This is a genomic window from Mammaliicoccus sp. H-M34, assembly GCF_022386495.1.
Classification (GTDB): domain Bacteria; phylum Bacillota; class Bacilli; order Staphylococcales; family Staphylococcaceae; genus Mammaliicoccus; species Mammaliicoccus fleurettii.
Genome location: NZ_JAJNIK010000007.1, coordinates 94,089 through 120,039 on the forward strand (window position 1 = coordinate 94,089; position 25,951 = coordinate 120,039).

General features: G+C 32.0%; 22 protein-coding genes and 1 pseudogene. 13 read left to right on the plus strand and 10 right to left on the minus strand.

Translation table 11 applies throughout. The features are described from left to right. The first annotated feature begins 304 nt into the window (after positions 1–304). From LQ608_RS09695 to LQ608_RS09725, 7 genes are all read left to right on the plus strand, one after another. The gene (locus LQ608_RS09695; RefSeq protein ID WP_239751590.1) at positions 305–1,867 is read left to right on the plus strand and encodes an IucA/IucC family protein; all 1,563 of its coding nucleotides are present in this window, start codon (positions 305–307) and stop codon (positions 1,865–1,867) included. Continuing rightward, positions 1,868–3,553 (plus strand): IucA/IucC family protein, encoded by a 1,686-nt coding sequence (locus tag LQ608_RS09700; protein WP_239751591.1) that lies wholly within the window; start codon positions 1,868–1,870, stop codon positions 3,551–3,553. It begins immediately after the preceding gene. Further along, complete coding sequence (locus tag LQ608_RS09705) at positions 3,534–4,706, plus strand: MFS transporter (RefSeq protein ID WP_239751593.1); 1,173 nt, start codon at positions 3,534–3,536, stop codon at positions 4,704–4,706. The genes LQ608_RS09700 and LQ608_RS09705 overlap by 20 nt, the downstream gene beginning before the upstream one ends. After that, positions 4,690–5,814, plus strand: coding sequence for an alanine racemase (locus LQ608_RS09710; protein WP_239751595.1), 1,125 nt, complete (start codon positions 4,690–4,692; stop codon positions 5,812–5,814). The genes LQ608_RS09705 and LQ608_RS09710 overlap by 17 nt, the downstream gene beginning before the upstream one ends. Before the next feature lie 189 nt (positions 5,815–6,003). Then, positions 6,004–6,933, plus strand: a complete 930-nt coding sequence (locus tag LQ608_RS09715) for an ABC transporter substrate-binding protein (protein WP_239751597.1) — start codon at positions 6,004–6,006, stop codon at positions 6,931–6,933. Then, on the plus strand, positions 6,923–7,921 hold the full coding sequence (locus LQ608_RS09720; RefSeq protein ID WP_078357505.1) for a FecCD family ABC transporter permease: 999 nt from the start codon (positions 6,923–6,925) through the stop codon (positions 7,919–7,921). The genes LQ608_RS09715 and LQ608_RS09720 overlap by 11 nt, the downstream gene beginning before the upstream one ends. Beyond that, on the plus strand, positions 7,918–8,901 hold the full coding sequence (locus tag LQ608_RS09725; protein WP_239751599.1) for a FecCD family ABC transporter permease: 984 nt from the start codon (positions 7,918–7,920) through the stop codon (positions 8,899–8,901). The genes LQ608_RS09720 and LQ608_RS09725 overlap by 4 nt, the downstream gene beginning before the upstream one ends. Positions 8,902–9,738: 837 nt before the next feature. On the opposite strand, the gene LQ608_RS09730 is transcribed toward LQ608_RS09725, so the two are convergent. Next, positions 9,739–10,275 (minus strand): putative immunity protein, encoded by a 537-nt coding sequence (locus LQ608_RS09730; RefSeq protein ID WP_239751601.1) that lies wholly within the window; start codon positions 10,273–10,275, stop codon positions 9,739–9,741. 185 nt (positions 10,276–10,460) lie between these two features. Between LQ608_RS09730 and LQ608_RS09735 the strand changes: the two genes are divergently transcribed. From LQ608_RS09735 to LQ608_RS09745, 3 genes are all read left to right on the plus strand, one after another. Next, positions 10,461–12,518: a heavy metal translocating P-type ATPase gene (locus tag LQ608_RS09735; protein WP_481817136.1), complete on the plus strand. Its 2,058-nt coding sequence runs from the start codon at positions 10,461–10,463 to the stop codon at positions 12,516–12,518. A gap of 15 nt (positions 12,519–12,533) precedes the next feature. Then, entirely contained in the window at positions 12,534–13,091 is a 558-nt protein-coding gene (locus tag LQ608_RS09740; protein WP_239751605.1) for a YdhK family protein, read from the plus strand. Between the two features lie 73 nt (positions 13,092–13,164). After that, positions 13,165–13,242 (plus strand): type II toxin-antitoxin system YoeB family toxin, encoded by a 78-nt coding sequence (locus LQ608_RS09745; RefSeq protein WP_325883665.1) that lies wholly within the window; start codon positions 13,165–13,167, stop codon positions 13,240–13,242. 71 nt (positions 13,243–13,313) lie between these two features. On the opposite strand, the gene LQ608_RS09750 is transcribed toward LQ608_RS09745, so the two are convergent. Further along, positions 13,314–14,669, minus strand: a complete 1,356-nt coding sequence (locus LQ608_RS09750; RefSeq protein WP_119634432.1) for a GntP family permease — start codon at positions 14,667–14,669, stop codon at positions 13,314–13,316. A 209-nt stretch (positions 14,670–14,878) separates the two neighbouring features. Here LQ608_RS09750 and LQ608_RS09755 point away from each other — a divergent pair, with 209 nt between their 5' ends. Both LQ608_RS09755 and LQ608_RS09760 read left to right on the plus strand, forming a co-directional pair. Continuing rightward, a complete protein-coding gene (locus LQ608_RS09755) occupies positions 14,879–15,133 on the plus strand; it encodes a type II toxin-antitoxin system Phd/YefM family antitoxin (protein WP_239751607.1) in 255 nt (84 codons plus the stop codon). Then, a complete protein-coding gene (locus tag LQ608_RS09760) occupies positions 15,126–15,392 on the plus strand; it encodes a Txe/YoeB family addiction module toxin (RefSeq protein WP_239751610.1) in 267 nt (88 codons plus the stop codon). Before LQ608_RS09755 ends, LQ608_RS09760 begins: the two co-directional genes overlap by 8 nt. Before the next feature lie 139 nt (positions 15,393–15,531). Here LQ608_RS09760 and LQ608_RS09765 read toward each other — a convergent pair whose 3' ends face one another. The 4 genes from LQ608_RS09765 to dcuS form a co-directional block, all read right to left on the minus strand. Then, positions 15,532–16,716 carry an NAD(P)-dependent malic enzyme gene (locus tag LQ608_RS09765; protein WP_239751612.1) on the minus strand — a complete coding sequence of 395 codons (1,185 nt, stop codon included), beginning with the start codon at positions 16,714–16,716 and terminating at the stop codon, positions 15,532–15,534. Positions 16,717–16,744: 28 nt separating this feature from the next. Next, positions 16,745–18,094, minus strand: coding sequence for a 2-hydroxycarboxylate transporter family protein (locus LQ608_RS09770; RefSeq protein ID WP_239751615.1), 1,350 nt, complete (start codon positions 18,092–18,094; stop codon positions 16,745–16,747). Positions 18,095–18,216: 122 nt separating this feature from the next. Beyond that, positions 18,217–18,930 (minus strand): response regulator, encoded by a 714-nt coding sequence (locus LQ608_RS09775; RefSeq protein ID WP_239751617.1) that lies wholly within the window; start codon positions 18,928–18,930, stop codon positions 18,217–18,219. Next, positions 18,924–20,477 carry a DcuS/MalK family sensor histidine kinase gene (gene dcuS, locus LQ608_RS09780; RefSeq protein WP_239751619.1) on the minus strand — a complete coding sequence of 518 codons (1,554 nt, stop codon included), beginning with the start codon at positions 20,475–20,477 and terminating at the stop codon, positions 18,924–18,926. Before dcuS ends, LQ608_RS09775 begins: the two co-directional genes overlap by 7 nt. Positions 20,478–20,617: 140 nt before the next feature. Between dcuS and LQ608_RS09785 the strand changes: the two are divergent. After that, positions 20,618–20,713 (plus strand): annotated as a pseudogene (locus LQ608_RS09785) (type II toxin-antitoxin system YoeB family toxin); the annotation flags it as partial. Positions 20,714–20,817: 104 nt separating this feature from the next. On the opposite strand, the gene lhgO reads toward LQ608_RS09785, so the two are convergent. The 4 genes from lhgO to LQ608_RS09805 all read right to left on the minus strand — a co-directional run bounded on the left by lhgO (position 20,818) and on the right by LQ608_RS09805 (position 25,711). After that, entirely contained in the window at positions 20,818–22,008 is a 1,191-nt protein-coding gene (gene lhgO / locus LQ608_RS09790) for an L-2-hydroxyglutarate oxidase (protein WP_239751621.1), read from the minus strand. Between the two features lie 63 nt (positions 22,009–22,071). Next, positions 22,072–22,776 (minus strand): FadR/GntR family transcriptional regulator, encoded by a 705-nt coding sequence (locus LQ608_RS09795; RefSeq protein ID WP_239751622.1) that lies wholly within the window; start codon positions 22,774–22,776, stop codon positions 22,072–22,074. Continuing rightward, entirely contained in the window at positions 22,777–24,699 is a 1,923-nt protein-coding gene (locus LQ608_RS09800; protein WP_239751624.1) for a TRAP transporter permease, read from the minus strand. Beyond that, positions 24,689–25,711, minus strand: a complete 1,023-nt coding sequence (locus LQ608_RS09805) for a TAXI family TRAP transporter solute-binding subunit (RefSeq protein WP_239751627.1) — start codon at positions 25,709–25,711, stop codon at positions 24,689–24,691. Before LQ608_RS09805 ends, LQ608_RS09800 begins: the two co-directional genes overlap by 11 nt. Positions 25,712–25,951 lie beyond the last annotated feature (240 nt).

Genomic DNA, 25,951 nt, shown 5'->3' on the forward strand with positions numbered 1-25,951 from the left:
TCGGGTCGCTAATTTTATTTATCGGCCTGTATTTTGCGTTTTCGGGTCGCTAATTTTATTTATCGGCCTGTATTTCATGTTTCACTTCCATCCCACTAGAATGTTTCATATGAAACAGTTCTAGTGGGATTTCCTTATTCTAATTTAATTAAATATGACTAATAATAATACAAAAAGAATACTCAATATAATAGCTTGCAATTATTTATTATTATTACCTTTCATTGACAAAATACTCAAACATTTTATAATTGAGAATGTTTCTCACTATAAAATATATAAATTATAAAGGAAGTTGATTTTTTTGGAAATTGTTGCTAACGATTACATTCAAGATATACATAATTATTTTCAAGATTTCACTGTGGAAGATATAGAAATTCTATACAAGAAGGCTTACGACGAAGTTATTGGTCGTGTTAATCAACTTGCTAAATTTGAACATATTGATCAAGACTCTATTTTTAAAGATGCTCGTATTGTGAATGAAATTCGCAATTCTATTCGCAATTTAATGTTGAGTTATATTCAATTTGAACAAGATCATAATCAATATGCTAAGAAATATCATAATATTTTTGAATTTGTTGAGAATGAAGCACTAACTGATGTCTTTTTTGAACAGAGTGTAACTGAGGGACATCCTTTTCACCCTATGACTAAGACCAAATTAGGTTTAGATATAAATGAGGTAATTAAATATTCTCCTGAATTTCGAAATTCAGTAAAAGTTATTCCTGTATTATGTGATGCGACAATCGTTAATGAAGTCCATACGACTCAAACTCATGAATTAGATAAATTTAAGCAGAGGGTTCATGAATACTGTCAGTCTCATCAAATACAGCTTATAGATTATTCGTTACTGTTTATTCACGAATGGCAACTCGAATATTTCATGGGTCCACAGTTTGAAGACTTGTTCACGAATCAATTTATGATACCTTTATACGATTTAGCTGTTGAAAGTAGTCCGCTATTATCATTTAGAACTTTAGATGTTGCAGAGCTGAATTGTATTGTTAAGACGGCAGTCAATGTACAAGCTACAAGTGCTGTTAGAAATGTCTCTCCCGCTTCTATCCACAATGGCATTGTACTTAGTGAAGCTGTTGAACGTATATACCGTGCAAATGGATATCATAAGAGCTATATCCAACGAGACTTATCTGGCGCTTATTTAAATGTTAATCAAGAGCATGCCAATAAATGTAGTTATATGTTGAGAGAACGTATACCCCATGATACTAATAGCCATCATTTAGTATGCGGTAGCCTTATTACTAAAAGTTTCATTACTAAGCAGCATATATTGATTGAATGCATTGAAACGATAATGAACGCTCAAAATGTATCATTCGAATCTGCTGCTGAGCTATTCTTAACTGAATACGCACATATTTTGTTAGAAGCTACTTATCGATTAATTTTAGAAGAAGGCATTAGTTTAGAGGCACATATGCAAAACAGTACGGTTGTAATAAAAGACGGCATGCCTATCTCTATTTATGTTAGAGACTTTGGTGGTGTAAGACTATTTGATCGAGATATAGACATTGATTCTTCTACTGGATTAATCACTGATTCATTTGAAGATTTATTATCTGTATTCTCTCACGCAGTACTTTATAATCACCTATTCCAACTGATACAAGTATTGGAATCTTACGGTTATAAAAGTGAAGAAGGCTATACAATTATTCGAAGTAAAATTGCTGAACATCACGAACATTGTGCACCTGAAATAAATATTTTAGAACAATCCGCTTTCAATATTAAATCATTATTAAAAATGAGAATTTTCTCTGAAGGTTACGACTATCAATATACAAAAATTAATAATCCGTTATTCATGGAGGACAAATAAATGCGTTGGACTAACGAGGTATATGCAAATACAGAAAAATACGAGCGCCATTACATCGAACAATGTATACAAGATAGCATTACGATCACATTCAAGAAATTATTAACATGTTTGTATGAAGAAGTCACACATCCCATTACACGTGTAGAAATAGTAGATGATATCTCAGTATTATATATTAGCAATCGTATATACATCACTTACGATTCACGCAATCATCATATTCAAATAATTGAAGGTGATACTACACTTAATATTCATGATCCACTTGAATTGATTCATTGGCTTAATCATCACAGCGATGACGCATTTAACTATCATAAATTACTTGTTGAAATAGAAAATCACCTTATCAATCAAGCAATGAGTTTCATTCACTGTTCGCATACACCTAAAAGTGATCATCCATTATTACACAGTGAACAGTATGTCATTACAGGACATAATATACATCCATGTGCTAAGACGAAATTAGGACTATCTTTCAAAGAAGTCATGCAATATTCACCCGAATATAATCAAGCTTTCAAACTTAACTGGTTATTCGTTAAAAAAGGACTACTTTATAACAATTTAGAAACATCAGAAATGAATACAATAGCTGAATTTAGTGGCTATACGGGATTAATTCCGGATGGTTATGACTTAATACCTGTTCATCCTTATCAATACGAACATGTTATACCTAATGTTTATCATGAAGAAATTCAATCCAAAGAAATTATCCCATTACAACATAAAGGTGGTTTAGTTAAAAGTACTTCATCATTCCGAACTGTCTGTCCATTAGATGCCGTTACACCCATTATTAAACTGCCAGTAAATTCACAAATGACTTCAACGATACGTTCGATAAGCAATAATAGTATTATTAATTCTAAAAATATCGGAGAATATTTTAAATTTATATATAAGACTGACAAACGTCTAAATGATATTAGTTTGCCTGTTTTAGAATATGGCGGTATGACTTACATTCACGAACAAGAAGATAAACAACGTAATTTATCATTTATTCTACGAGAAAATAACACGCAATACTTACAAACACAATCATTGCTTTATACTGCCACATGTTTATTTGAATTTAACGAAAATAACAAAAAAGTTTACATCGATGTTATTGAATCAGCTCGTGAAACGCAAACACCAATCGATTGGTTCGATCAATATACTTCGATATTAGTTGAGACTGCCCTCACACTTATGACGAAATATGGCATTGGCTTAGAAGCACATCTGCAAAATATGTCATTTGAATTTATGCACGGTGTCCCTACTCGTTTACATGTAAGAGACTTTGGCGGTCTACGTATTGATACGAGTCGCGTTCCCGAATGGCTAAAATTAAGCGATGCTTTAACAAACGCTACAACGGATAGCATGTACGAAAAAGTGCAAAACACTTTAATTAGCAATCATTTAAACACACTCGTTCATCATTTTAGCGAAGATTTTCATTATGATAAGAAACAATTATGGCATCGTATTAATCGTAAATTCAAAGCTGTATTTGAAATGTTAAAAACTCAAAACAGAGAACATACTGAAGCAGATATAAAAGCATTCTACACAGAGACTATAAACGAAAAAGCATTGTTAACGATGCGCATATCAAATGATAAACAAGATATTTATGTACAAAGAGCAAACCCGCTCTTAATGAATGATGAAGTTAAAATTTAATCCTTATCATCGTTTTATAAGTTCTCAGTGTATCGCTCGAACGATTGATTGGGTAGATATTATTGCGTTAAATTGGATTACGTTGCAGCTAACGGGAAGTGCCATCTATATCGCTTATATTAACTTTGCAAGATTAATGCCACAGTTAGCCTTTGCGTTTATCATTGGTAAACTCATCGATACCGTTAGCTCAACAAAGTTAATGTATATCATCCATTTATTTAATATGTTGTTAACGGTAAGTGTAGTTTGTGCATTTTGGCAAAAATGGAATATTTATATCATTCTATTTATCATTATGGTGCGTTCCTTCTTCCAAGCAATTGATACGATTCAAAGGAATGCATTGATTCAAAGTTTCGTGTCACCTGACCGCTTGCATAAAGCTATCAGTTTAAATGCATTAATATTAAATCTTGCGAGATTGATTGGCCCATTTCTTGGTGGTTTATTATTAGCACAGTTTAACTCGAACGTCGTCTTATCATTGCCGATACTAGGAAGTTTAATGGTCATATTACTCAACCAAACTTTACCTAAAGTACATCATCAAAAGAAAGCAAAACATAAAATATGGTCATACTTAAGATCTCAACCAGTTATCATACTGCTGATGTTATCGAGTGTGTTCTCAATGTTGTTTGGCTTTTCTTATACGATTATTCTACCTAGTATTGTAGACGAACAATTTGGCAGTCGCACGATGATCTATTCACTCTTTACAGCAATGATTGCAGCAGGTTCTATTATCATATTGCTGATTTTTATGCATTCAAAAGACATGAACAGTATAAAAAGTTTAAAACTATGGACTGTTATATTTATCATCACGATTGTATTACTCATGTTCATAAAAAATATTTATTTATATGCTGCGGTCCTATTATTAATGGGCTTCGCATCACAAGCATTTAGAACAACTAATAGAATTCTTGTACAACAACATGTAGAAGCTAAATATAGAGGCTCTGTATTATCTATTTCCATGATGGATAAAGGATTCATCCCGCTCGGTGGTATTTTACTAAGCTTTATATTCGAACAGTTCAATATACAAATTGTTTATATCACAATGATTTCTGGACTGCTCTTAACACTCATTTGCGTCATGCTCATGATAAATAAGGAGAATCAATATGAACAGAATAGCTAAGACACTCGAAGACCCAAATCATGATTATTATATTTACGATTTAACAGAATTAAAAAATAGAATCAATTGGATAAAGTCAGTTACTAAACATGATATTTATTATGCCGTAAAGGCGAACTCAAATCTCAAAATATTAGAAACGCTTTTACCTTTTGTTTCAGGATTTGAGGTTGCCTCTTCAGGTGAAATTGAAAAAGTAAGATCGCTTTCTTCAAACATTCCCATTATATATGGTGGTCCAGTGAAGACTAAGAGACACTTAGAATATGCATTAGAAGAACACGTAAAGTCTATTCAAGTAGAAAGTCTATTTGAACTAGATTATTTAATAGATTTACTTAAAAATTCTAACCAAACTATTGAAGTGATGATCCGAATTAATTTAAGCAATATTAAATCTACAGCAAAATTGAAAATGGCAGGTGTTCCAACACAATTTGGCATGCCTTACAGTGATATCAATGAAGCCATTCAAATCTGCAAAGAAACGAAGGGTATCAAATTCACTGGTTTTCATTTTCATTCAATGAGCAATAATTTAGATGAAGATGCACATGTAACATTCATAGAAAGTGCAGTCGAATTTACAAATCAATATAAAGCACATTTACCTGAAGATTATTCCATCAATGTAGGTGGAGGTATTGGTATAGATTATGATGAACAAAAGCTGTTTGACTTTGACTACTTTGCAACACGTATTCACCACTTACCTCGCTTAACATTTGAATTAGGTCGTTTTGTTACGGGACCAATTGGTTATTATGCAGCAAATGTATTTGATATTAAATCCATGCATGACAAGACATTTGTATTATTAAATGGTGGTACAAATCATTTCAGATTTCCTAAAGCATGGAACCATAATCAACCTTATGAAATTTTAGAATCCAAAGATACAATTGGTAGAACTAAATCAATCATTGATGATACAGTCGTATTTGCAGGTAAATTATGTACCCCTAATGACGTATTCGGCCAACCTTATAAAATTAACCATATAAAAACAGGAGATTGGGTCGTGTTTAAATACGCTGGTAGCTATGGATACGACATCAGTCATTTACAATTTTTATCTCATGAACTACCTAACATCCGCTATATTTAAGCACAACTATACACAGATTTCGTATATCCGAGTTTTATGGTATATTTATCACCATGTTCAGTATTTTAGTTCGAATATATACAAAGGTTATAATCACAATCAAATTTTGTATTGACAAAAAAAGGAAATATTTTATAATTGATAATGAATATCATTATCATAAATTTGACTTAGAAAGAGGTAAAGCAAATGAAAAGACTTTTATCATTATTATTAGTTTTAGTTGTAATGCTTGCAGCTTGTGGTAGTAAGCAAGAAGAATCTTCAAGTAAAGATACGCATGAAGTTAAACATGCTATGGGTACAACTAAAGTACCTAAAGATCCTAAACGTGTTGTTGTCTTAACAAATGAAGGTACTGAAGCTGTTGTTTCAATGGGCGTTAAACCAGTTGGAGCTGCAAATTCATATACAGGTAATCCTTGGTATAAACATTTAGAAAAGAAATACAAAGGTATTGAGCCAGTTGGTGGAGAAAGTGAAATCAACTTAGAAAAAATCGCTAAATTAAAACCAGATTTAATTATCGGTAATAAATTCAGACAAGAAGCTCAATACAAGAAGCTTTCCGAAATTGCTCCGACAGTATTTTCAAATGAATTACGTGGAGATTGGAAAGATAACTTCAGTTTATATGCAAAAGCTTTAAATAAAGAAGATAAAGGTAAAGAAGTTCTAAGCAATTATGATAAACATGTAGAAAAAGCTAAAAAAGAAATTGGTGATAAAGCAAATTCAGAAGTTTCAATGGTTCGCTTTATGCCTGGAGACGTTAGAATATACCATAAAGATACATTCTCTGGTGTAATCTTAGATGAGTTAGGAATTAAACGTCCTAAAGGTCAAGATAAAGATGACTTTGCTGAAAAAGGTGTTACGAAAGAACGAATGAAAGCAATGGATGGAGACTATATCTTCTACTTCACTTTCCAAGAAGATGATAAGAAAGTATCTCAGTTAGAAAAAGAATGGATAAATGATCCAGCATTTAAAGACTTAGAAGCATCTAAGAAAGGTCATGTCTATAAAGTAGATGACGCTGTTTGGAACACTTCAGGTGGTGTGTTATCTGCCAATATGATGATTGACGATTTAAAGGAAAAGCTAAGTGAAAAATAAATACCTTTGGTGGTTTCTCCTATTCACAGGATTGTTTATCTTACTATTCATCTTAAGTATGATGCTAGGTTATAAACATTTCAGCTTTTTAGATATATGGCATCATTATATCAACGGAGAAACAATTAAAGATCAACGTGTACTCACACATTTAAGACTACCTCGCGCAATTTTGGGCGGGGTTGTCGGTGTTTTAATGGGTATTAGTGGTGTAATGATCCAAACCATTACCCGTAACCCATTTGCAAGCCCTGGCATCATGGGGGTTAACAGTGGTGCGAGTTTAATGGTAGTAATTGCTACTGTTGGATTCGGTATGAACGGTGGATTTCAATTAGCATTTATGGCTTTCATCGGTACAATCATTATTGCAACACTAATCATTTTAGCAACAACCTTACCTTACAAACCGTTTAATGCAATGGAATTAACTTTATTCGGCGCGAGCATTAGTGCATTTTGTATGGCAATTACACAAGGTTTGCTTATTTATAATGAATCAGCAATAGAAGAATTGATATATTGGTTAAATGGTTCTGTTGCTAATAAAAATATCAATATTTTAATCTATATTTGGCCATTCATTGTTGGCGGATTAATCATTGCTTTATACATGGCTAAACCACTCAATTTATATATGTTGAGTGATGATGCACTGAAAGGTCTTGGAGCTAAAATATTAACCATTAAAATATTTACAATGATTGCAGTTGTCCTTTTAAGTGGTACGGCAGTTGCATTAGCAGGACCGATTTCATTTATAGGTCTTATTACACCACACGTTGCAAAATTGATATGCAAGTCACATAACCACTTTATCGTCATACCATTATCAGGTATATTAGGTGGCTGTCTTCTATTACTAAGTGATATTTTGAGTCGATATTTACTCATGCCGAGAGAACTTCCTGTAGGTATTACAACAGCATTGATCGGTACACCAATATTCATTTATTTAATTCTTAAACGTAAGGAGTTAACAGAATGAAGAAATTAATCACACTAATCATAACGCTCATGTTAACTACTATACTTACGCTCATGTTAGGAGATAGCTTTATCGCGCCACAAAATGTATTAAGCGGCCTCTTTAAATTAGGAGATCCTTATACAAATCTTGTTATTAATACATTAAGACTGCCAAGAGTCTTACTCGCAATCGTAACTGGTGCAGCCCTTGGTATCGCAGGGTGTGTCTTACAATTCATCACTAAGAATCCTTTAGCATCACCAGATGTCATTGGTATATCACAAGGTGCAAATGTAGGGTCTTTAATGTTTTTAATTGTGTTAACAACAAGTACAGAAGCGTTATTATTACCAATTACATATCAACCGATATTCTCTATGCTAGGAGCTGTCATTATTACAGCACTATTGTACTTTTTAGCTTTAAGAAAAAGTTACAAACGAGACCGTTTAATCTTGATAGGTATTAGTTTTAATATACTTTGTCAGGCAATTGTTATGTTCTTAATTTTGACTTCAAATAAACGTAGTGCCCAAGCACAAATATGGATTACAGGTTCAGTGCATCAAGCAGAATATAATCAAGTTATGATAGTAGGAAGTATATTACTCATCGTGACGTTTATACTGTTGTACTATGCAAGGTCATTTGATGTACATTATTTAGGAAGAAACTTGTCATTTGCATTAGGTAATCCTTATCAATACATAACCGTCATTGCCCTCATTTCAATGAGCATCTTAATTGGTATATCAATGAGTTACGTAGGCGGCATACAATTTGTTGGACTCATCGCACCACATATTGCAATGAGAATCGGAGGACATCAATTTAGAAATCGCTTGTTATATAGCGCAATCATTGGTGCAATCATTATTTTATTGAGTGACTTAATAGGAAGAACCATCTTCTTACCAAAAGAAATCCCAGCAGGAATATTCACCGCACTCATCGGTTCACCATTCTTTATGTATTTGTTAATCAAAAGCAGAAAATAATATAAAAACGAAGAGAATGAGACAAAATAGTTGTCTCAGCCTCTTCGTTTTTTGTTGTATATGGATAGGATGCTATGAATCTAGGTGAATCTAGGTAAATCTAGGCGAATCGCACGAAGACTTCTAAGATATCGTGCGTTTTAGTTCAAATCCAGACGAATCGCACGAAGACTTCTGAGATATCGTGCGTTTTTGCTCAAATCCATCCGAATCGCACGAAGACTCCTAAGATATCGTGCGTTTTTGCTCAAATCTACCCGAATCGCACGAAGACTCCTGAGATATCGTGCGTTTTTACTCAAATCTACCCGAATCGCACGAAGACTCTATTTACTAACTAGAATCCTGAGACATTGACTTGTCATAATAGTGTTTAATAAGTATAGAAATAATATATGCCCAAATATCCAAATAACATGTTCATTTAAGCTATATTCAAACATATCCCTTACTGACAATTTTATAAGAAATGGATACAAAATAGTGAAAGTGATTAATAATATTATAAAAAATAGCGGTTTTAAATTAATGTAATTAACATAAATAACAATAGTGATGATTACTATGATTAAAGTAGTTAAGTAATGGTAGCTCAACTCTTCTATCAAAGTTATATTTTCATAATTCCTAATAAAATCTACGTTTAATAACACGTCAGAAGTATGATAATTTGTTATTAAATCAATAATTAAAAATAAAAAATATATAATAAGTGTAAGTATTAAACTTATAATTAATGGCGTTATGATTAAACGTATTTTACTCATTCACACATCTCCGATACACAAAACAAATTTTTAAGTCATTACATATTTATCCTCTCACCACTACACTTTTTTAGTCTCTTTCTATTTCATTCAAAATTTCTATTTGTTTGTCTCTTTCTTTTATAATTGAAGAAAGATTATTGTCATTTTTTAAATTGATTACGCGTATTGCATAATCTGAAGATACAATAGCATGGCCTCTCATATGTCCGGTAGCAATTGCTTGTGCAAAGACTCTCGCTGCATATTTGCTGATTTCTGTCTTAGATTTTTGTGCTAGTTTATTAGCTGAAAATCCTGCTTGTCTTACATTATAAGCATTAGTCTCTCCATTTATTCTCTCTTTTAAAGTTTGTTCTGCTTTTGTAATAATTTCATTTTGTAATTTGCTATCTCCAATATCTATATCATTTATATACCTTCTAGCATTTGCTATTGCCCACTTTGCTAATTCTTTTTGTGTAAGTGTTTCTAAAATTTCTTCTAAGTTTATTCTTTTATCAATATCATCAATTATTTTAATTTTATATTTTGATGGGATTATTATTTCATTTTGTAATTTCAAAGCTCTTTCATGTTCGTTCCAAGCATAATCTTGTATCTCCATATTTTCAGCTCCAATTTGTATCTACTTTTCTTATTTATAAAGTTCTTGGAAGGCTCGTTATCACTATTTATTGTAAACCATGATTGTTGTTATTGAACAATAAAATCACTAATAATTCATTCCGCTGTATACCTACAGGGGGTATATGATATACTATGATTATTAACTAGTTGTTTTAAAATTTTATAAATAGGAGGTTTACTATCTTGAATAAAGAAAACGAGCATAATCATGAACACCATAGCCATCAAGATCATGAAACCCATGGTGACCACAGTGATCAAGCTCATCACCATGGTGATTTTAAAAGTAAATTCTTTATTTCATTAATTTTCGCAATACCTATTATTATTCTATCACCGATGATGGGGATAACATTGCCGTTTCAATTTTCATTTAAAGGTTCAGATTGGATTGTATTAGTTCTTGCTACAACATTATTCTTTTATGGTGGAAAACCATTTATTACTGGTGCTAAATATGAAATTTTAAGTAAAAAACCTGGAATGATGACATTAGTCACGCTAGGTATTTCTGTTGCATATATTTATAGTTTATATGCATTCTATATGAATAACTTTACTAACGCAGCACATACTATGGACTTTTTCTGGGAGTTAGCTACTTTAATTGTCATTATGTTATTAGGACATTGGATTGAAATGAATGCCGTTGGTAATGCCAGTAATGCTTTGAAGAAAATGGCAGAGCTCTTACCTAAGACAGCTATAAAAATAATTAGTGAAGACGAGCGCCAAGAAGTAAAAATATCTGAAATTGATATTGATGATATCGTTGAAGTTAAAGCTGGTGAAAGCATACCCGTTGACGGTATCATCATACAAGGTGAGACATCTATTGACGAAGCATTAGTAACGGGTGAATCGAAGCTCGTTCCTAAAGCATTTGAAGATGAAGTTATTGGTGGTTCTATCAATGGTTCAGGTACGATACGAGTAAAAGTTACTGCTACTGGTGAAAATAGCTATCTCTCTCAAGTAATGGGACTTGTAAATCAAGCACAAAATGATAAGTCCAAAGCTGAGTTATTATCAGATAAAGTAGCTGGTTATTTATTCTACTTTGCATTTAGTATCGGTTTAATTTCATTTATAGTATGGATGCTTATCCATAATGATGTTGATTTTGCACTTGAACGTCTTGTAACAGTACTCGTCATTGCTTGTCCACATGCTTTAGGATTAGCAATTCCTTTAGTTACTGCCCGTTCTACATCTATTGGTGCTCACAATGGTTTAATTATCAAAAATAGAGAATCAGTAGAAACTGCCCGACATTTAAGTTATATCATGATGGATAAAACAGGTACATTAACTGAAGGGAAATTCTCAGTTAATCATTATGAAAGTTTTGATAAACAGTTAAAAGATGAAGATGTATTGAGTTTATTTGCTTCCTTAGAAAGTAATTCAAATCACCCTCTTGCTACTGGTATCGTCAATTACGTTAAAAGTAAAAACATTTCCTATTCTAGCCCTAAGGAAGTCAACAACTTACCAGGTGTCGGACTAGAAGGTACTGTTAATAATAGAAAATTAAAAATAACAAATATCACTTATTTAGAGCAAAATAAATTTGATTACAATAAAGACCAATTTACTAACCTTGCTAAAGAAGGCAACTCTGTTAGTTATTTAATTGATGACAAGCAAGTTATTGGTGTTATCGCACAAGGTGATAACATTAAAGAAACTTCAAAACAAATGGTTTCAGATCTATTATCTAGAAACATCACACCTGTCATGCTTACAGGTGATAATAACGAAGTAGCCCAAGCAGTTGCTGAAGAATTAGGTATTGATGATGTCCATTCACAATTAATGCCCGAAGATAAAGAAAAAATTATTAAAGATTATCAATCAAAAGGTAGTAAAGTGATGATGGTTGGCGATGGTATTAATGATGCGCCAAGTCTTATTAGAGCCGATATTGGCATGGCTATAGGTGCAGGTACAGATGTTGCCGTTGAATCTGGTGACGTCATACTCGTTAAAAGCAATCCATCAGACATTATAAGTTTCTTAGATCTTTCTCAAAATACAATGAAGAAAATGGTTCAAAACCTTTGGTGGGGAGCTGGATACAACATTATCGCTGTACCTTTAGCAGCCGGAATACTAGCTTCTATCGGAATAATCTTATCCCCTGCTGTAGGAGCTATACTCATGTCATTCAGTACGATTATCGTAGCAATTAACGCTTTCATACTAAAATTAAATTAATAAGGAGATTTAAAAATGATTAAAAAATTAAGCTTTATTTTATTAGCATCAGGATTGGTATTATCAGCTTGTTCATCAGATAAAGAGGACGAAAACAAAAAAGATAAAAATCACAAACAAGAAGAAAATATGGAGCATATGGATCATAAAAGCGATAGTAAAGTTCCTAAAGGTATGAAAACTACAGAAGACAGTAAATTTAAAAAAGATGATAAAGTTACGATTACAGAAGGTCATATGCCTGGTATGAAAAATGCTAAAGGTACGGTTAAAGGTGCTTATAAAACTTATGCTTATGAAGTAACATATACACCTAAAGATGGTGGAGAAAAAGTTAAAAATCATAAATGGGTCGTTAATGAAGAAGTAGCAGATGCACCTAAAGAAGGCTTCAAAAAAGGAGACACTGTTAAATTAGAAGCAGACCACATGAAAGGTATGAAAGGCTCAGAAGCAAAAATAGATGATGTAAACAAAACAACTGTTTATGTAGTTGATTATAAATCAACTGAAGATGACAAAATGGTTAAAAATCATAAATGGATGACAAGCGATGAACTAAAAGCACGTTAAATATAAGTTTATTAATTTTATCAAACAAAAACCTAGTATTTTCAAGAAAAAGATAAGAAATTGGTAAAAAAGAATTAATCATGAACATAGATTAGTATATACAATAAAAGATTCATCTATCTTAATTATTTCTTGTAGGTATCATTACTGACTATATAATGATTTGAGGCTGTGACAAATTAATTGTCTCAGCCTCAATTTTTTCCTATATTTCTTAATTTCCTACTTTATAAACAAACTTAATATCATCACAACAGCAAATCCAACAAATCCAATTATTGTTTCCATTACTGTCCATGTCTTGAGTGTTTGCTTTTCTGTCATTCCGAAGAACCTATTTACTAACCAGAATCCTGAATCATTTACGTGTGATACTGCTGTGGATCCTGCCGCGATTGCGATTGTTATAAGTCCCAAGACTGGCTGTGATACTGACATATCAGCAATTATTGGTGAGACGAGTCCTGCTCCTGTTACCATTGCTACTGTTGCAGAACCTTGTGCTACACGAACGAACAATGAGATTAAGAATGCTACCATTACTATTGGTAAGCTCGTTTGTGCCATAAATTCACCCATTACTTTACCAACACCACTATCAATTAAAGTTTGTTTAAATACACCACCCGCACCGGTAATCAAGATAATAATACCTGCTGGTTCCAATGCTTTAGTTGCAATTTCTTGTAATTCATCTTTAGTGTAACCTCTTCTAGTACCTAATAACCAAAATGTTAATAATACTGTAATGATCAATGCTATAAAAGGATGACCAACAAATGTAAGAACATCTTTAACCATACCGTCTGACAAAACGACACCTGATACGGTATTAATTAATATTAAAATTAAAGGAATTAAAATCAGACTCACTACTAAAGCAAAGCTAGGTAGATCTTTTTCTGATTTAATACCTTTTACTTCTCCATGCAGTTTTGCGATATCTGGCATTTCGATATGTACTTTCTTACTGATAAATGTTCCGAAAATTGGACCAGCTATAATCATTGCAGGTATACCAGCAATTACACCAAATAGTATAACCCACCCTAAGTCTACCCCTAACATTTTAGCTACTGTAATCGGTCCAGGTGTTGGCGGAACAAATGCATGTGTTACAGCTAAACCTGCTAATAAAGGAATACCATAAAAAAGTATAGGCTTCTTAGACTTTTGAGCTAAACTATAAACTATTGGGATTAAAATAACTAAGGCCACATCTAGAAATACAGGTATAGATACAATGAAACCAGTTATACCAAGTGCCCATTGCGCCTTATTGTCACCAAATTTATTAACCATTGTCAAAGCTAATCTCTCTGCACCACCAGAAACTTTTAACACTTCACCAAACATGGCACCAAGACCAACAACAACAGCTATAAATCCTAAAGTACCGCCCATTCCACTTTCAACAGTTTCAACTATTTTGTTTAAGTCCATACCTGAAGCTAAGCCAATAAGAACACTTGAAATAAGTAGCGCAACAAAGGCTTGTAATTTAGATACCATAACTAAATAAAGTAATACACCGATACCTATTACTGCAATCAATATTAAGTATAAATCACTATTCATGTTGCCCCTCCTCAGTTTATCTATCTCTTAAAATAAATTAAAGCGCTTACATGTATTATTACAATTTTATCTTTTAACATTACATATTTCAATACATTTGTTATGTATTATAAAATCATGAGCATAACTAGCTATTTTTAATTTAAAAGGCATTGCTACATTGTACAATTTCTTGTACAATAATGATCAAATAAGTAAGGAGGGATATTATGACCGTTAGAACGTATTCTTATGCCCGTAATAATTTTCGAGAATTAATTGATAAAGTAAATAACGATAATGATCCTATTACAATTACTACAAATGAACATAATGCCGTCTTAATCTCTGAAAGTGATTATAACGTTATAATGGAAACTTTATATTTACAACAAAATCCTTCTAATGCAAGACACTTATCAGAGTCAATTGCAGATGTAGAAAGTGGTAATACCGTTAATAAAGTAATTGATGTTGATGAGTAAATTAGATATTACATTCTCACCTCAAGCATTTGAAGATTATGAGTATTTCCAAGAAAAAGATAAACAGTTAGTAAAAAGAATCAATCAACTTTTAAAAAGTATCTCCCGAGATGGCGTTTTATGTGGAATAGGAAAACCTGAAAAACTAATAGGCAATTATTCTGGTTATTATAGTAGAAGAATTAATCATGAACATAGATTAGTATATACAATAAAAGATTCATCTATCTTAATTATTTCTTGTAGGTATCATTACTGACTATATAATGATTTGAGGCTGAGACAAATTAATTGTCTCAGCCTCAGTTTTTTATCTATATTTCTTTATTTCCTGGGTAATCTCAATGTGTTTATCTCTTTTTTGAATAAAGACACGTGCTGCAAAGTTACATATTCATTTACTTAACTAATACTTCTTCCTGATTTCTTACACATTTCTTAACGGATTCTGAGACTTGTTCTACGACTCTTTTGTCTAATGAGTTTGGTATGACATAGTTTGTATTGAGTTCGTCGTCTTCTATTGTTGAAGCGATTGCTTTGGCTGCGGCAATTTTCATGGCTGTTGTTATGTGTTGTGTTTGTGCGTCTAATACACCTCTAAATATACCTGGAAATGCTAATAAGTTGTTGATTTGGTTAGGATAATCTGAGCGCCCTGTTCCAACAACTGATGCACCTGCTTCATATGCTTCTTCTGGATATATTTCCGGTATTGGATTTGCTAATGCAAATATGATTGGATTATCGTTCATTATTTTTATATGTTCTTTTGTTAATGCTTTTGGTCCAGATACGCCAATGAATACATCTGCATTTTGTATAACGTCATCTAGTGTGCCTCTTTGATTATCAATGTTAGTATATTCCGCAATTTCTCGTTGAGTACTGTTTAGCCATGTTTCAGATTTGCTTAATACACCTTCTAGACTAACCAATGTAATGTTTTTATAACCCGCTTCTAACAATAATTTAGCTATAGCAATACCTGCGGACCCTGCTCCATTTATAATGATTTTTGCATTGATATCTTCGTTTTCTACAACTTTAAGTGCATTGATTAGTGCTGCTAGTACTACAATTGCTGTTCCATGTTGATCGTCATGAAATACTGGGATATCTAATTCTTCGATTAATCTCTTCTCTATTTCAAAGCAACGTGGTGCGGATATGTCTTCTAAGTTTATTCCAGAAAAATTAGGTTGTAATGCTTTAATTATGGAAATGATTTCTTCTGTATCTTTTGTATCTAAAGAAATTGGAAAAGCATCAACGTTTGCTAATTGCTTAAATAGAATACTCTTACCTTCCATTACAGGGATTGCCGCTTTTGGACCAATATCTCCTAAACCTAGTACAGCAGTTCCATCTGTAATAACAGCTATCATATTGCCTCGCGCTGTTAATGTATTAGCTCTTGTTTCATCATCAGCAATTGCTCTACAAACTTCTGAAACACCTGGTGTATAAACAACACTTAAATCTTCTACTGTATTCACTTCAACTTTACTTGTAATTTCTATTTTACCTGTATGTTCATTGTGTAAATTAATAGATTCGCTATATTCGCTTCTATCTGTCATTTTAAATTCTCCTTATATTTTTTATTTTTTAACTCAATAATTTTAATAGTAGTGATGCTAAAATAACTGTAGACACTCCCCCGATTCTCGTTGCAACTTGTGCAAATGGCATGAGTGCCATACGTTTAGAAGCTGATAATATCGCAACATCTCCTGTACCACCTAATCCACTATGACAACCTGTAACAATAGCTGAATCAACTGGATACATTTTCATTAATTTACCTACGAAATATCCAGAAGCGATCATTGTTAATACGACTGAAGCACATACGACTACATATGCTGGCGTAACAATTTTCACGACATCTTCTAAAGGAATATAAAGCATGCCAAGACCTACCATTAATGGCCAAGTTAAACTTGTAGATATGAATTTATATAAATTGTGTGCACCATCTTCCATTTTATGTGGCATCACTTTTAAACATTTAATTAGCGTTGCAAATAAAATCATAATTACAGGTCCAGGTATACCGATGAACTTTTGGCCTAGCGTACCCACAATAAAGAAACTACATGCTATAAGTAACCCTGCGCCCATAAGTGAGAAATCAATAACTTTTTCTTTCTCTTGCTCTTCAAGAATTTCATCACCATTTTTTGATCTTACTAACTTTCCGTTTCCAGAAAGGTGAGTTTTCTTTTCACCTAAGCGCATCATTAATCCAGCGCAAATTACTGCGAAAATATTACCGATAACTGCTGCTGGAATCATTTGAGAAACGAATGACTCTGCAGAACCACCTAATATAGATGAATATGCAATTGATAAAGGTAAAATACCTTCGCCAATTCCACCACCGATAATAGGAACAACAATATAAAATAAAGTATGTTGAATATCATAACCAAGTAGAAGGCCAACTAGTAGACCTGCAGATACTGCTAAAATAGTACCAACGACTAAAGGTACAAACATACGTGTAAATCCTTGAATCAATACTTTACTATTCATACCTAAAATACTTCCTACAACAAGACAAGAAATATAAAAATACAAAAAGTTAGACGTCTTCATTAAAGTCGTAACCGCTTCCATTGAAGACGTATTAATTACATCTAAGAACACTAAAATAGAAGGTACTAACAAAGCTAAAATCGCTGGACCTCCAATTTCCTTTAAAATTGGAATTCTTTGGCCAAGATCACCTAGCAATATTCCTAAAATCATAATGACAGCAAACCCGCCTATCATGTCTGCTGGTAATGTATTATATATGGATGCAGTTAATATAATTGCTGCTAAAATAACGTAAAGTGGTAATGGTAATACACCGACTTTAGCTTTTAATAACTTATCCCCAATGTTTTTAAAATTATTTTCAAGCGGCATCTCACTTTGAGTAAGCGCTTTCAAACTTGTCTTCGTGTTCATAAATATCCCCCTTAATTGATATAAGCTTATTTTATGTAAAGCTTATAAAAATTTATAGGTTATGAAATTTTAATTATCTTTTTGTAATTAAAAAAACCAAACTAAAAGTGATGTAGTTTGGTTTATACTATATACGATTTTAAATATTTCAAGTTATCTTTTTTAAATCTATAGAAATAAATTGGGCGACCGATACCATATGTTAAGGATTCTTCTAATACATCGATATCAGTTAGAAATTTTAAATATTTTCGGACGGATACTCTTGAAATATTTGTGATTTTTGATATTTCATCCGTTGAAAATTCATTTTCTTCAAAGTAATTCATTTTCTCAATTATTATTTGTAGTGTCTCTTTTGTTACACCTTTTGGTAATTTAAGATCTGACTCCAATTGGAACGTAGTTTTATTTAAAAGGGCTGCATCTATATCTGCTTGTTTAATATGGCGATTTTCATTATAAAAATTTCGCCCTTGCTTGTATTTTAACAATGATTTTTTGAATCGCCCAAATTCAAATGGTTTTATTAAATAATCTACTGCTCCATAACGAAATGCTGTCTGTATATCTTCTACATCTGAGGCTGCAGTAATTAATATAGCATCTATTTTATAACCTTGTTCTCTTACGTATTTCAAAAATGTTAAGCCATTTTCTTCTGGCATATAAATATCGAGCAATAATAAATCTATTTCTTTAGTTTTTATAACGCTCATTGCTTCTGTAACATTTTGTGCAATATCTACTAATGCGTGAGGATCTATTTTTTCAATAAATTGTCGATTGATTTGAGCAACCATAGGGTCATCTTCTACAATAAGTATGTTTAACATTTATCTTCTTCCTTTTTTGGATAGTTTATAACGACTGAAAATTGTACATTACTTGCTTCATTAGAATCAATTTTAATATTACCTTTAAGCTTTTCAACGCTTTGTTGAACTAAATGTAAACCATATCCTCTATTTTCTCCTTTAGAAGAAACACCTTTTTCAAAAATTTGATCATCTAATTTATTTTCAAATATTAATCCTGAATCAATAACATCAATCATTAATTGTTCATTTTCGTATTTCAAATGTACATCAATCGTTTTCTTTTTAACAGAAGAAGTCACTAGGGAGTCTATACTATTATCAATTAAATTGCCTATAATCGTAATCATTTCATGTGTGATGTATGAATAATTTGGTTCAGGAATTGTTGTGTGATTCATAATAGATAGTTTAATATTCTGTTCTCTCGCTAAGCTTAATTTACCAATTAAGAAACCAGCTAACACTGCGTCTTTAATTTTAGACGTAATATCTCCACTTTCTTGGCTGCCGAGTTCAACTATTTCATGTATGTATTGCTTCAAATCATCATAATGTTCCATCTGTAGCATACCAGAAATAACATGTAGCCTATTACTAAACTCATGGGATTGTGCTCGTAAAGTATCAGCGTATGTCTTAACACCAACTAATTGTTCCGATAATTTATTCACTTCAGTCTTATCTCTAAAAGTCGAAATCGCACCGACTGTTTCATCCTTAACAATAAGCGGCACTCTGTTCACTAATATCTTTAAACCATTAATGTTCTGTTCTTTATCACGTTCAGGTTTACCAAGCTCAACAACTTTTGGTAATTGTGTAGAAGCCATATAATCATTAATCTGCATACCAATAGGATTATCCTTTAGACCAGCCTTTTTAAAAATATCCATTGCAGACTTATTTACTAAATTAATTTTACCTTCCTTATCAACAGCTACAATGCCTTCATGAACAGACTGTAACATTGTATTTCTTTCTCCCAGTATTTTCGCAATATGGGAAGGCTCTAATCCAAGTAAAATTCTCTTAATATATCTAGACAACAAATATGCACCAATGGCACCGACAAACAATCCAATAATCGATCCAATAATAATTTGCTTATTACCATCCGCTAGAGCATCAGACACACTTTTCATAGGCACACCAACAGCAACAACACCAACTTGTTTACCATCAGAATAAACAGGTGTAAAAGACCTCAAAGACTTTCCAAGTGTCCCCTTAGAAATCGAAGAACTCACATGACCATTGAGAGCATCCTTCTCATCCCCACCTTTAAAATGCTTTCCAATCAAATCCTCATTAGGATGAGATTTTCTAACACCATTCATATCCATAACAACAATAAAACTCACATCCGTCGACCGTTGAATATCAGAAGCATACTCTTGTACCTTCTTGCTACCATCATTATCCACTAAAGCCGACTGAACAACCTCAGATCTTGCAACCGTCTTACCAATAACCTCAGCCTTCTCCTCAGTCGTCTTATGAATTGTGTCCTTAATCGTATTGCTAATCAATATACCAGTTATCAACAAAGAAAACAGAACCACAATACAGACCACAATAATAACTAATGTACTTAACTTTAATCTCTGTTTCCTCAAAACCCAAAACCGCCTTTAGTTATAGTTAGTAAACATTTAACATATGTAATTAATTAGTAAAAATATATCATACTATCAGTTATTTTGGTTATTATTGTAGAAGAATTAATTATGAACATAGAATGGTATATACAATAAAAGATTCATCTATCTTAATTATTTCTTGTAGGTATCATTACTGACTATATAATGATTTGAGGCTGAGACAAGTTAATTGTCTCAGCCTCGATTTACGTAAAATATTTGAAATTAATGATAATACTTCTGCTTTTTCAACAATTTATTTTCACAGTTTTTTATACTCTTTTGCAATTTCTTTTCCAATTTCTATTGAACAAGTGGCTGCTGGTGATGGTGCATTTAATACATGTAATGAATGCTTACCTTTTTCAAAAACAAAATCATCTAATAATGTACCATCATTTAACATTGCTTGTGCTCTTACACCCGCTTCTATTGGTTTGATATCTTTATTTTTTATTGAGGGAATGAGTTTTTGTGCATTTTTAACAAAGGCTTTTTTATTAAAGGATCGATAATATTCTCCTAATGCTTCTTTGATATTTTTTAATCCCATCTTATATAATCCAGGAAATTTTAAAATTTCTAGTGTTTCATTTTTATGAAAATCTATTTTTCCATATGCTTCTTTTTTTAATCCAAGTACCGCATTTGGTCCGACATCAACCCCTCCATCAATCATGTTTGTAAAGTGTACTCCTAAAAAAGGCAAATCAGGATTTGGTACTGGATAAATTAAAGTATTTACATATTTTTCAGCTGTAGTATTAAGTTGATAGTATTCTCCTCTAAATGGAATGATTTGAATAGCTGTATCTACACCACTCATTTGAGCAATTTTATCACTATATAAACCAGCACAATTAATTATATTTTTAGCTCTGAATTTTTTACTATGGCTTCCTACAATAATATTATCCTCTGACACTTCAATGTGTGTCACTGGGGTATTAAATTCAACTTTTCCACCTAATTCTTCAAATAATAATTTAAATTGTTTTGTTACTTTTTTATAATCTACAATCGCCGTTTCTTCTACTTTTATACCACCTACTGTATTCACATATGGTTCAATCTTATTTACTGCTTCCGCATCTAGTAATTTTACTGAAAGTCCATTTTGTAGTCCTCTTTCATATAATTCATGTAATTTTTTTAACTCTTCCTCAGCTGTAGCAACAATTATTTTGCCACATTGATTAAATGGAAGTTTGTATTTTTTACAAAAATCAATCATAGATTGCGAACCCTTTTTACTAAATTCTGCTTTATGTGAACCTGGCTTATAATAAATGCCTGAATGAATTACTCCACTATTATGGCCAGTTTGGTGTTCTGCAAAACTCTTTTCTTTTTCTAATACTAAAATATCTAACTCAGGATTTTGTAATTTTAAATGATATCCAGTACTAAACCCAATAATACCTCCACCAATAATTACTACATCAGTTTTCATAAAATCCTCCTTACACATTAATATCACAAGCTTCTACTTCAATTCCAACATTCTTCATACATATCACCTGCACCTTATATCGCCCAATTTCTTTCTCATTGTAACTAAATGTTTTTTCATTGCTTTTTTTGCATTAGATTCTTCTTGATTTTTTATGGCATTATATATAATTTCATGCTCTTTAATTACACTTTCTCTTTTTTCAATCATGCCTTTATTTAAATTCAATGAATATTCCAGTGCATTTAAATGGATTTCTTCTAAATTCTCAAAAGTCTTAATCATATACTGATTTTTAGTACATTGCACTATGCATTTATGAAAATTATAATCTGCTTCTAAACCAAGTGCATATTCATCTTGATGTGCTTTTTTATATTCTTGAAATGCGTAATCAATAAATTTCATATCTTCTTCAGTTCTTCTGATAGCACAAATTCCAGCAGCTTCAACTTCTATAATGGTTCTCATTTCCAAAATATCAAGCAAATCTTTATCTGAAAATCTTCCAAAAGCATGCTGTCTAAAAGAATCTGAAGCATCATTATTTATAACATAACTACCTTTACCTTGAAATGACTCAATATATCCGATAGAAGTAAGCTTGCTTAGTGCCTCTCTTATAGGATATCTACTTACTTCAAATTCTTTTGACAATATTGACTCTGAAGGTAGTCTGTCACCTATTTTATATTTATTATTTTTTATTCTTGTAACTAGCTCTTCAAATATAACTTCTGATAAACGCTTTGAACTATCATGTTCCATTTAGGATACGCCTACCTTCTTAGTTTTAATATAATGCATCCCAATTAACAAAATAACACCTATAATTCCAATAATACTTGTTATCATTTCAGGGAAAATAAGCATTATAGCAAACGCTATAAATAAAATTCTTTCTATTATATTTAATTTAACTAATAAATAATTACCCATACCTACTACTAAAGCGTATATACCAACTAATGAAATAACTATTGTTACAATTAATTCACCAATATTAATATTACCAGTTGGATTATTTAATAATAGCTCTGGATTATATACAAGCAAGAATGGAATAATAAATCCAGGTAGCGCTAGACGTAAAGCTGTCCAAGATGTTTTTACTGGATCAGCATTTGCTATACCTGCACCAGTATATGCTGCTAGTGCAACTGGGGGTGTTACATTAGACATTGCTCCAAAATAAAATACAAAGAAATGAGCTGCAAGTGGTTCCACTCCTGCTTGAACTAAAGATGGAGCCACAGTAACTGCAACTACTATATATAGAGCAGTTGAAGGTAAACCAAAGCTTAGTACTATACAAGTTATCATAACCATTATTAATATTACTATTAGGTGTCCACCTGCTATATCAATAACATTATAAGCAAGCATAGACCCTACACCTGTCATACCTACAGTAGCGATTACTATGCCAACCGAAGCACAGGCTAAAGCTACTTGAATTGAACCTTTAGCACCATCAATTAAAGCTTCAAAAAACTTTTTAAATGTTACTCTTGTTGATTTATCCTTAGTTAAATATGAAGCTAATATTGCGGATATAATACCGGAAAACCCTGCAAATATTGCTGTTTTTCCTATTAATAATGCTACAATTACAACTATAATTGGTAATAGCAACGCGCCTCTTTCTTTTAATACCTCTCTAATTAAAGGAATGCTGTCTTTACTTACCCCTTTTAATCCTTTTTTCTTTGATTCTGTGTCAATTGCCCATACTAAAGCAATATAATAGAATAATGCCGGTATAATACCTGCAAGGACTATCGTTGTATATGGCACACCAAGAAAACCTGCCATTATAAATGCAGCAGCCCCCATAATAGGTGGCATAATCATACCACCAGTTGAAGCTGCAGCTTCAACGCCACCAGCAAACCTTGGTGCTAGTCCAATATTCTTCATTAAAGGAATTGTAAATGATCCAGTAGTTGCCACGTTAGCAACTGCACTACCGTTTAATGATCCAGTTAAAGCACTTGTAATAACCGCTACTTGTGCAGGACCTCCACGCCGCTGACCTGCTATAGCTAATGCTAAATCATTAAATAATTTACTTGCACCACTTACACCTAAAAATGCTCCAAATAAAATGAATAACATAATGTATGTTGCTGCAATTGATAGCGTACTACCAAATATACCTTCAGTAGTCATATAGAAACGATATAATAATCGTTTAATACTAAATCCTGAATGTGCAAAATCGATAGGAAAATAATTTCCGTATAAGGCATAAATTATTGCAAATATACTTAGTAATGGTATGAAAATTCCAATCGTTCTTCTCGTAATTTCAAATAACACTATGATAGCTATGACAGCAAATATGTAATCAGTTGTATTTGCTTGTGATGCTCTATCAACATGTAAAGTAGTGTAATTAAGAATAATGTATCCAATACCCACTATTGTTAAAACAATGAAAATTATATCAACAACAGAAGGTCGTGTTTTTTCAACTCCTTTTTTACTAGTTGGGTATAACATGAACCCTAGTAACACTATTAGTATTAAGAATATTGAATTTTGATGAAAAGTCTGTAAGTTTAAAAAGCTTGAGGCTGATAAAACAAATATAGACAAAATAATTGCTATGCCATTAAATAAATATTTACTGCCACCTTGTAATTCTCTAACTTGAGACATCACTTCTTTTTCTACTTTATTTTTCATCTTGATTACCCCCTTCTTTTTCTTTAACTTCTTCAGGGATTAATCTGTCATCAATTTTAAGACCTTTTTCTTTATAATATCTATATGCTCCTTCATGCAAAGGCGTATTTAAACCATTAAGAGCAGTCTCTAATTTCATTTCTTTCGCTGAGTTATGTACATCTATCATGAAATCACGATTTTCATGTAACATTTTCGTTAAGTTATAAACCATATCTGCGTCCATCTCTTTAGTTGTTACGAGTATATTTGGTTGTGCAATCGTTTGAATATCTTTTTTCTGTTTTGGATATGTACCTTTTTTAATCGTATAACGATACCAAGTATCTACTTGGCTATTAATATCTTTCATTTGTTTATCAGTAACCTCTAAAATCGATGCATTTACTCCTGAAGCATACATATCTGTTATAGATGATACAGGTACACCTGCTGGTAAGGAACCACCATCTAATCTTCCATCTCTCATTGCTGATATTGTTTCTTCGTAACCTAAATATTCAGGTGAAATATCTTTTTTTGTTTGTCCTATACCTTTCATCATCATTAAAGTTGACTGTTCAGTACCACTTGCTCTAGGTCCCACTGAAAATGAACTTCCTTTTATGTCAGCAATTGTTCCAGTTTTTACATCACTATTTTTCAAGACAAAGTGTTCGACATTTGGCCAAATCATACTCATTGAACGTAATGAATCATATTTTTCATCTTTGTAAATACCTGTTCCTTGAGATGCTTGTGTTGAAATCAAACCTTGTAAAATTGAAAAGTCGGCTTCATTTTGTTTCATTAAATCAATATTTTCTACTGAACCAGCAGAAGATTGACCATTAAATTTAGTATTTTGAGCTCGATAATGTTTAGTCCATAGTTGCCCCATTCCTACCCCTATTGGGTAATAGGTACCTCCTGTTGATGCAGTTGCAATGTTATATGTTTTCTTTTTTTCAAAATTACATCCAGCTAATATTAATGCCATACATATTAATAAACTCATCAAGCGAAACTTCATAAATAATCCCCCCTAAATTTAAATAAAGCGCTTTCACTTGTATTACAAGTCTATATTGTAATTTTACTTTTTTCAATGAATTTTTAAATATATGCAATTATTCATTCATCATTTTATATATATTTCTAATTTTTTCAGATATAAAATTTCACTAAAATCATCTAAAATTGCACCTTTCTTGATCGTAAATTTACATTTTATTACCGTAGCGGCAATATTTTGTTAAAATATAAATAAATA

What these genes read in the sequence shown, in the direction of transcription:
- LQ608_RS09715 (WP_239751597.1), top strand. Translation starts at nt 6,004, where the DNA reads ATGAAAAGACTTTTATCATTATTATTAGTTTTAGTTGTAATGCTTGCA.
- LQ608_RS09740 (WP_239751605.1), top strand. Translation starts at nt 12,534, where the DNA reads ATGATTAAAAAATTAAGCTTTATTTTATTAGCATCAGGATTGGTATTA.
- LQ608_RS09730 (WP_239751601.1), bottom strand. Translation starts at nt 10,275, where the DNA reads ATGGAGATACAAGATTATGCTTGGAACGAACATGAAAGAGCTTTGAAA.
- LQ608_RS09700 (WP_239751591.1), top strand. Translation starts at nt 1,868, where the DNA reads ATGCGTTGGACTAACGAGGTATATGCAAATACAGAAAAATACGAGCGC.
- LQ608_RS09760 (WP_239751610.1), top strand. Translation starts at nt 15,126, where the DNA reads ATGAGTAAATTAGATATTACATTCTCACCTCAAGCATTTGAAGATTAT.
- LQ608_RS09800 (WP_239751624.1), bottom strand. Translation starts at nt 24,699, where the DNA reads ATGAAAAATAAAGTAGAAAAAGAAGTGATGTCTCAAGTTAGAGAATTA.
- LQ608_RS09765 (WP_239751612.1), bottom strand. Translation starts at nt 16,716, where the DNA reads ATGACAGATAGAAGCGAATATAGCGAATCTATTAATTTACACAATGAA.
- LQ608_RS09770 (WP_239751615.1), bottom strand. Translation starts at nt 18,094, where the DNA reads ATGAACACGAAGACAAGTTTGAAAGCGCTTACTCAAAGTGAGATGCCG.
- LQ608_RS09750 (WP_119634432.1), bottom strand. Translation starts at nt 14,669, where the DNA reads ATGAATAGTGATTTATACTTAATATTGATTGCAGTAATAGGTATCGGT.
- LQ608_RS09710 (WP_239751595.1), top strand. Translation starts at nt 4,690, where the DNA reads ATGAACAGAATAGCTAAGACACTCGAAGACCCAAATCATGATTATTAT.
- LQ608_RS09705 (WP_239751593.1), top strand. Translation starts at nt 3,534, where the DNA reads ATGATGAAGTTAAAATTTAATCCTTATCATCGTTTTATAAGTTCTCAG.
- LQ608_RS09755 (WP_239751607.1), top strand. Translation starts at nt 14,879, where the DNA reads ATGACCGTTAGAACGTATTCTTATGCCCGTAATAATTTTCGAGAATTA.
- LQ608_RS09725 (WP_239751599.1), top strand. Translation starts at nt 7,918, where the DNA reads ATGAAGAAATTAATCACACTAATCATAACGCTCATGTTAACTACTATA.
- LQ608_RS09795 (WP_239751622.1), bottom strand. Translation starts at nt 22,776, where the DNA reads ATGGAACATGATAGTTCAAAGCGTTTATCAGAAGTTATATTTGAAGAG.
- LQ608_RS09775 (WP_239751617.1), bottom strand. Translation starts at nt 18,930, where the DNA reads ATGTTAAACATACTTATTGTAGAAGATGACCCTATGGTTGCTCAAATC.
- LQ608_RS09805 (WP_239751627.1), bottom strand. Translation starts at nt 25,711, where the DNA reads ATGAAGTTTCGCTTGATGAGTTTATTAATATGTATGGCATTAATATTA.
- lhgO (WP_239751621.1), bottom strand. Translation starts at nt 22,008, where the DNA reads ATGAAAACTGATGTAGTAATTATTGGTGGAGGTATTATTGGGTTTAGT.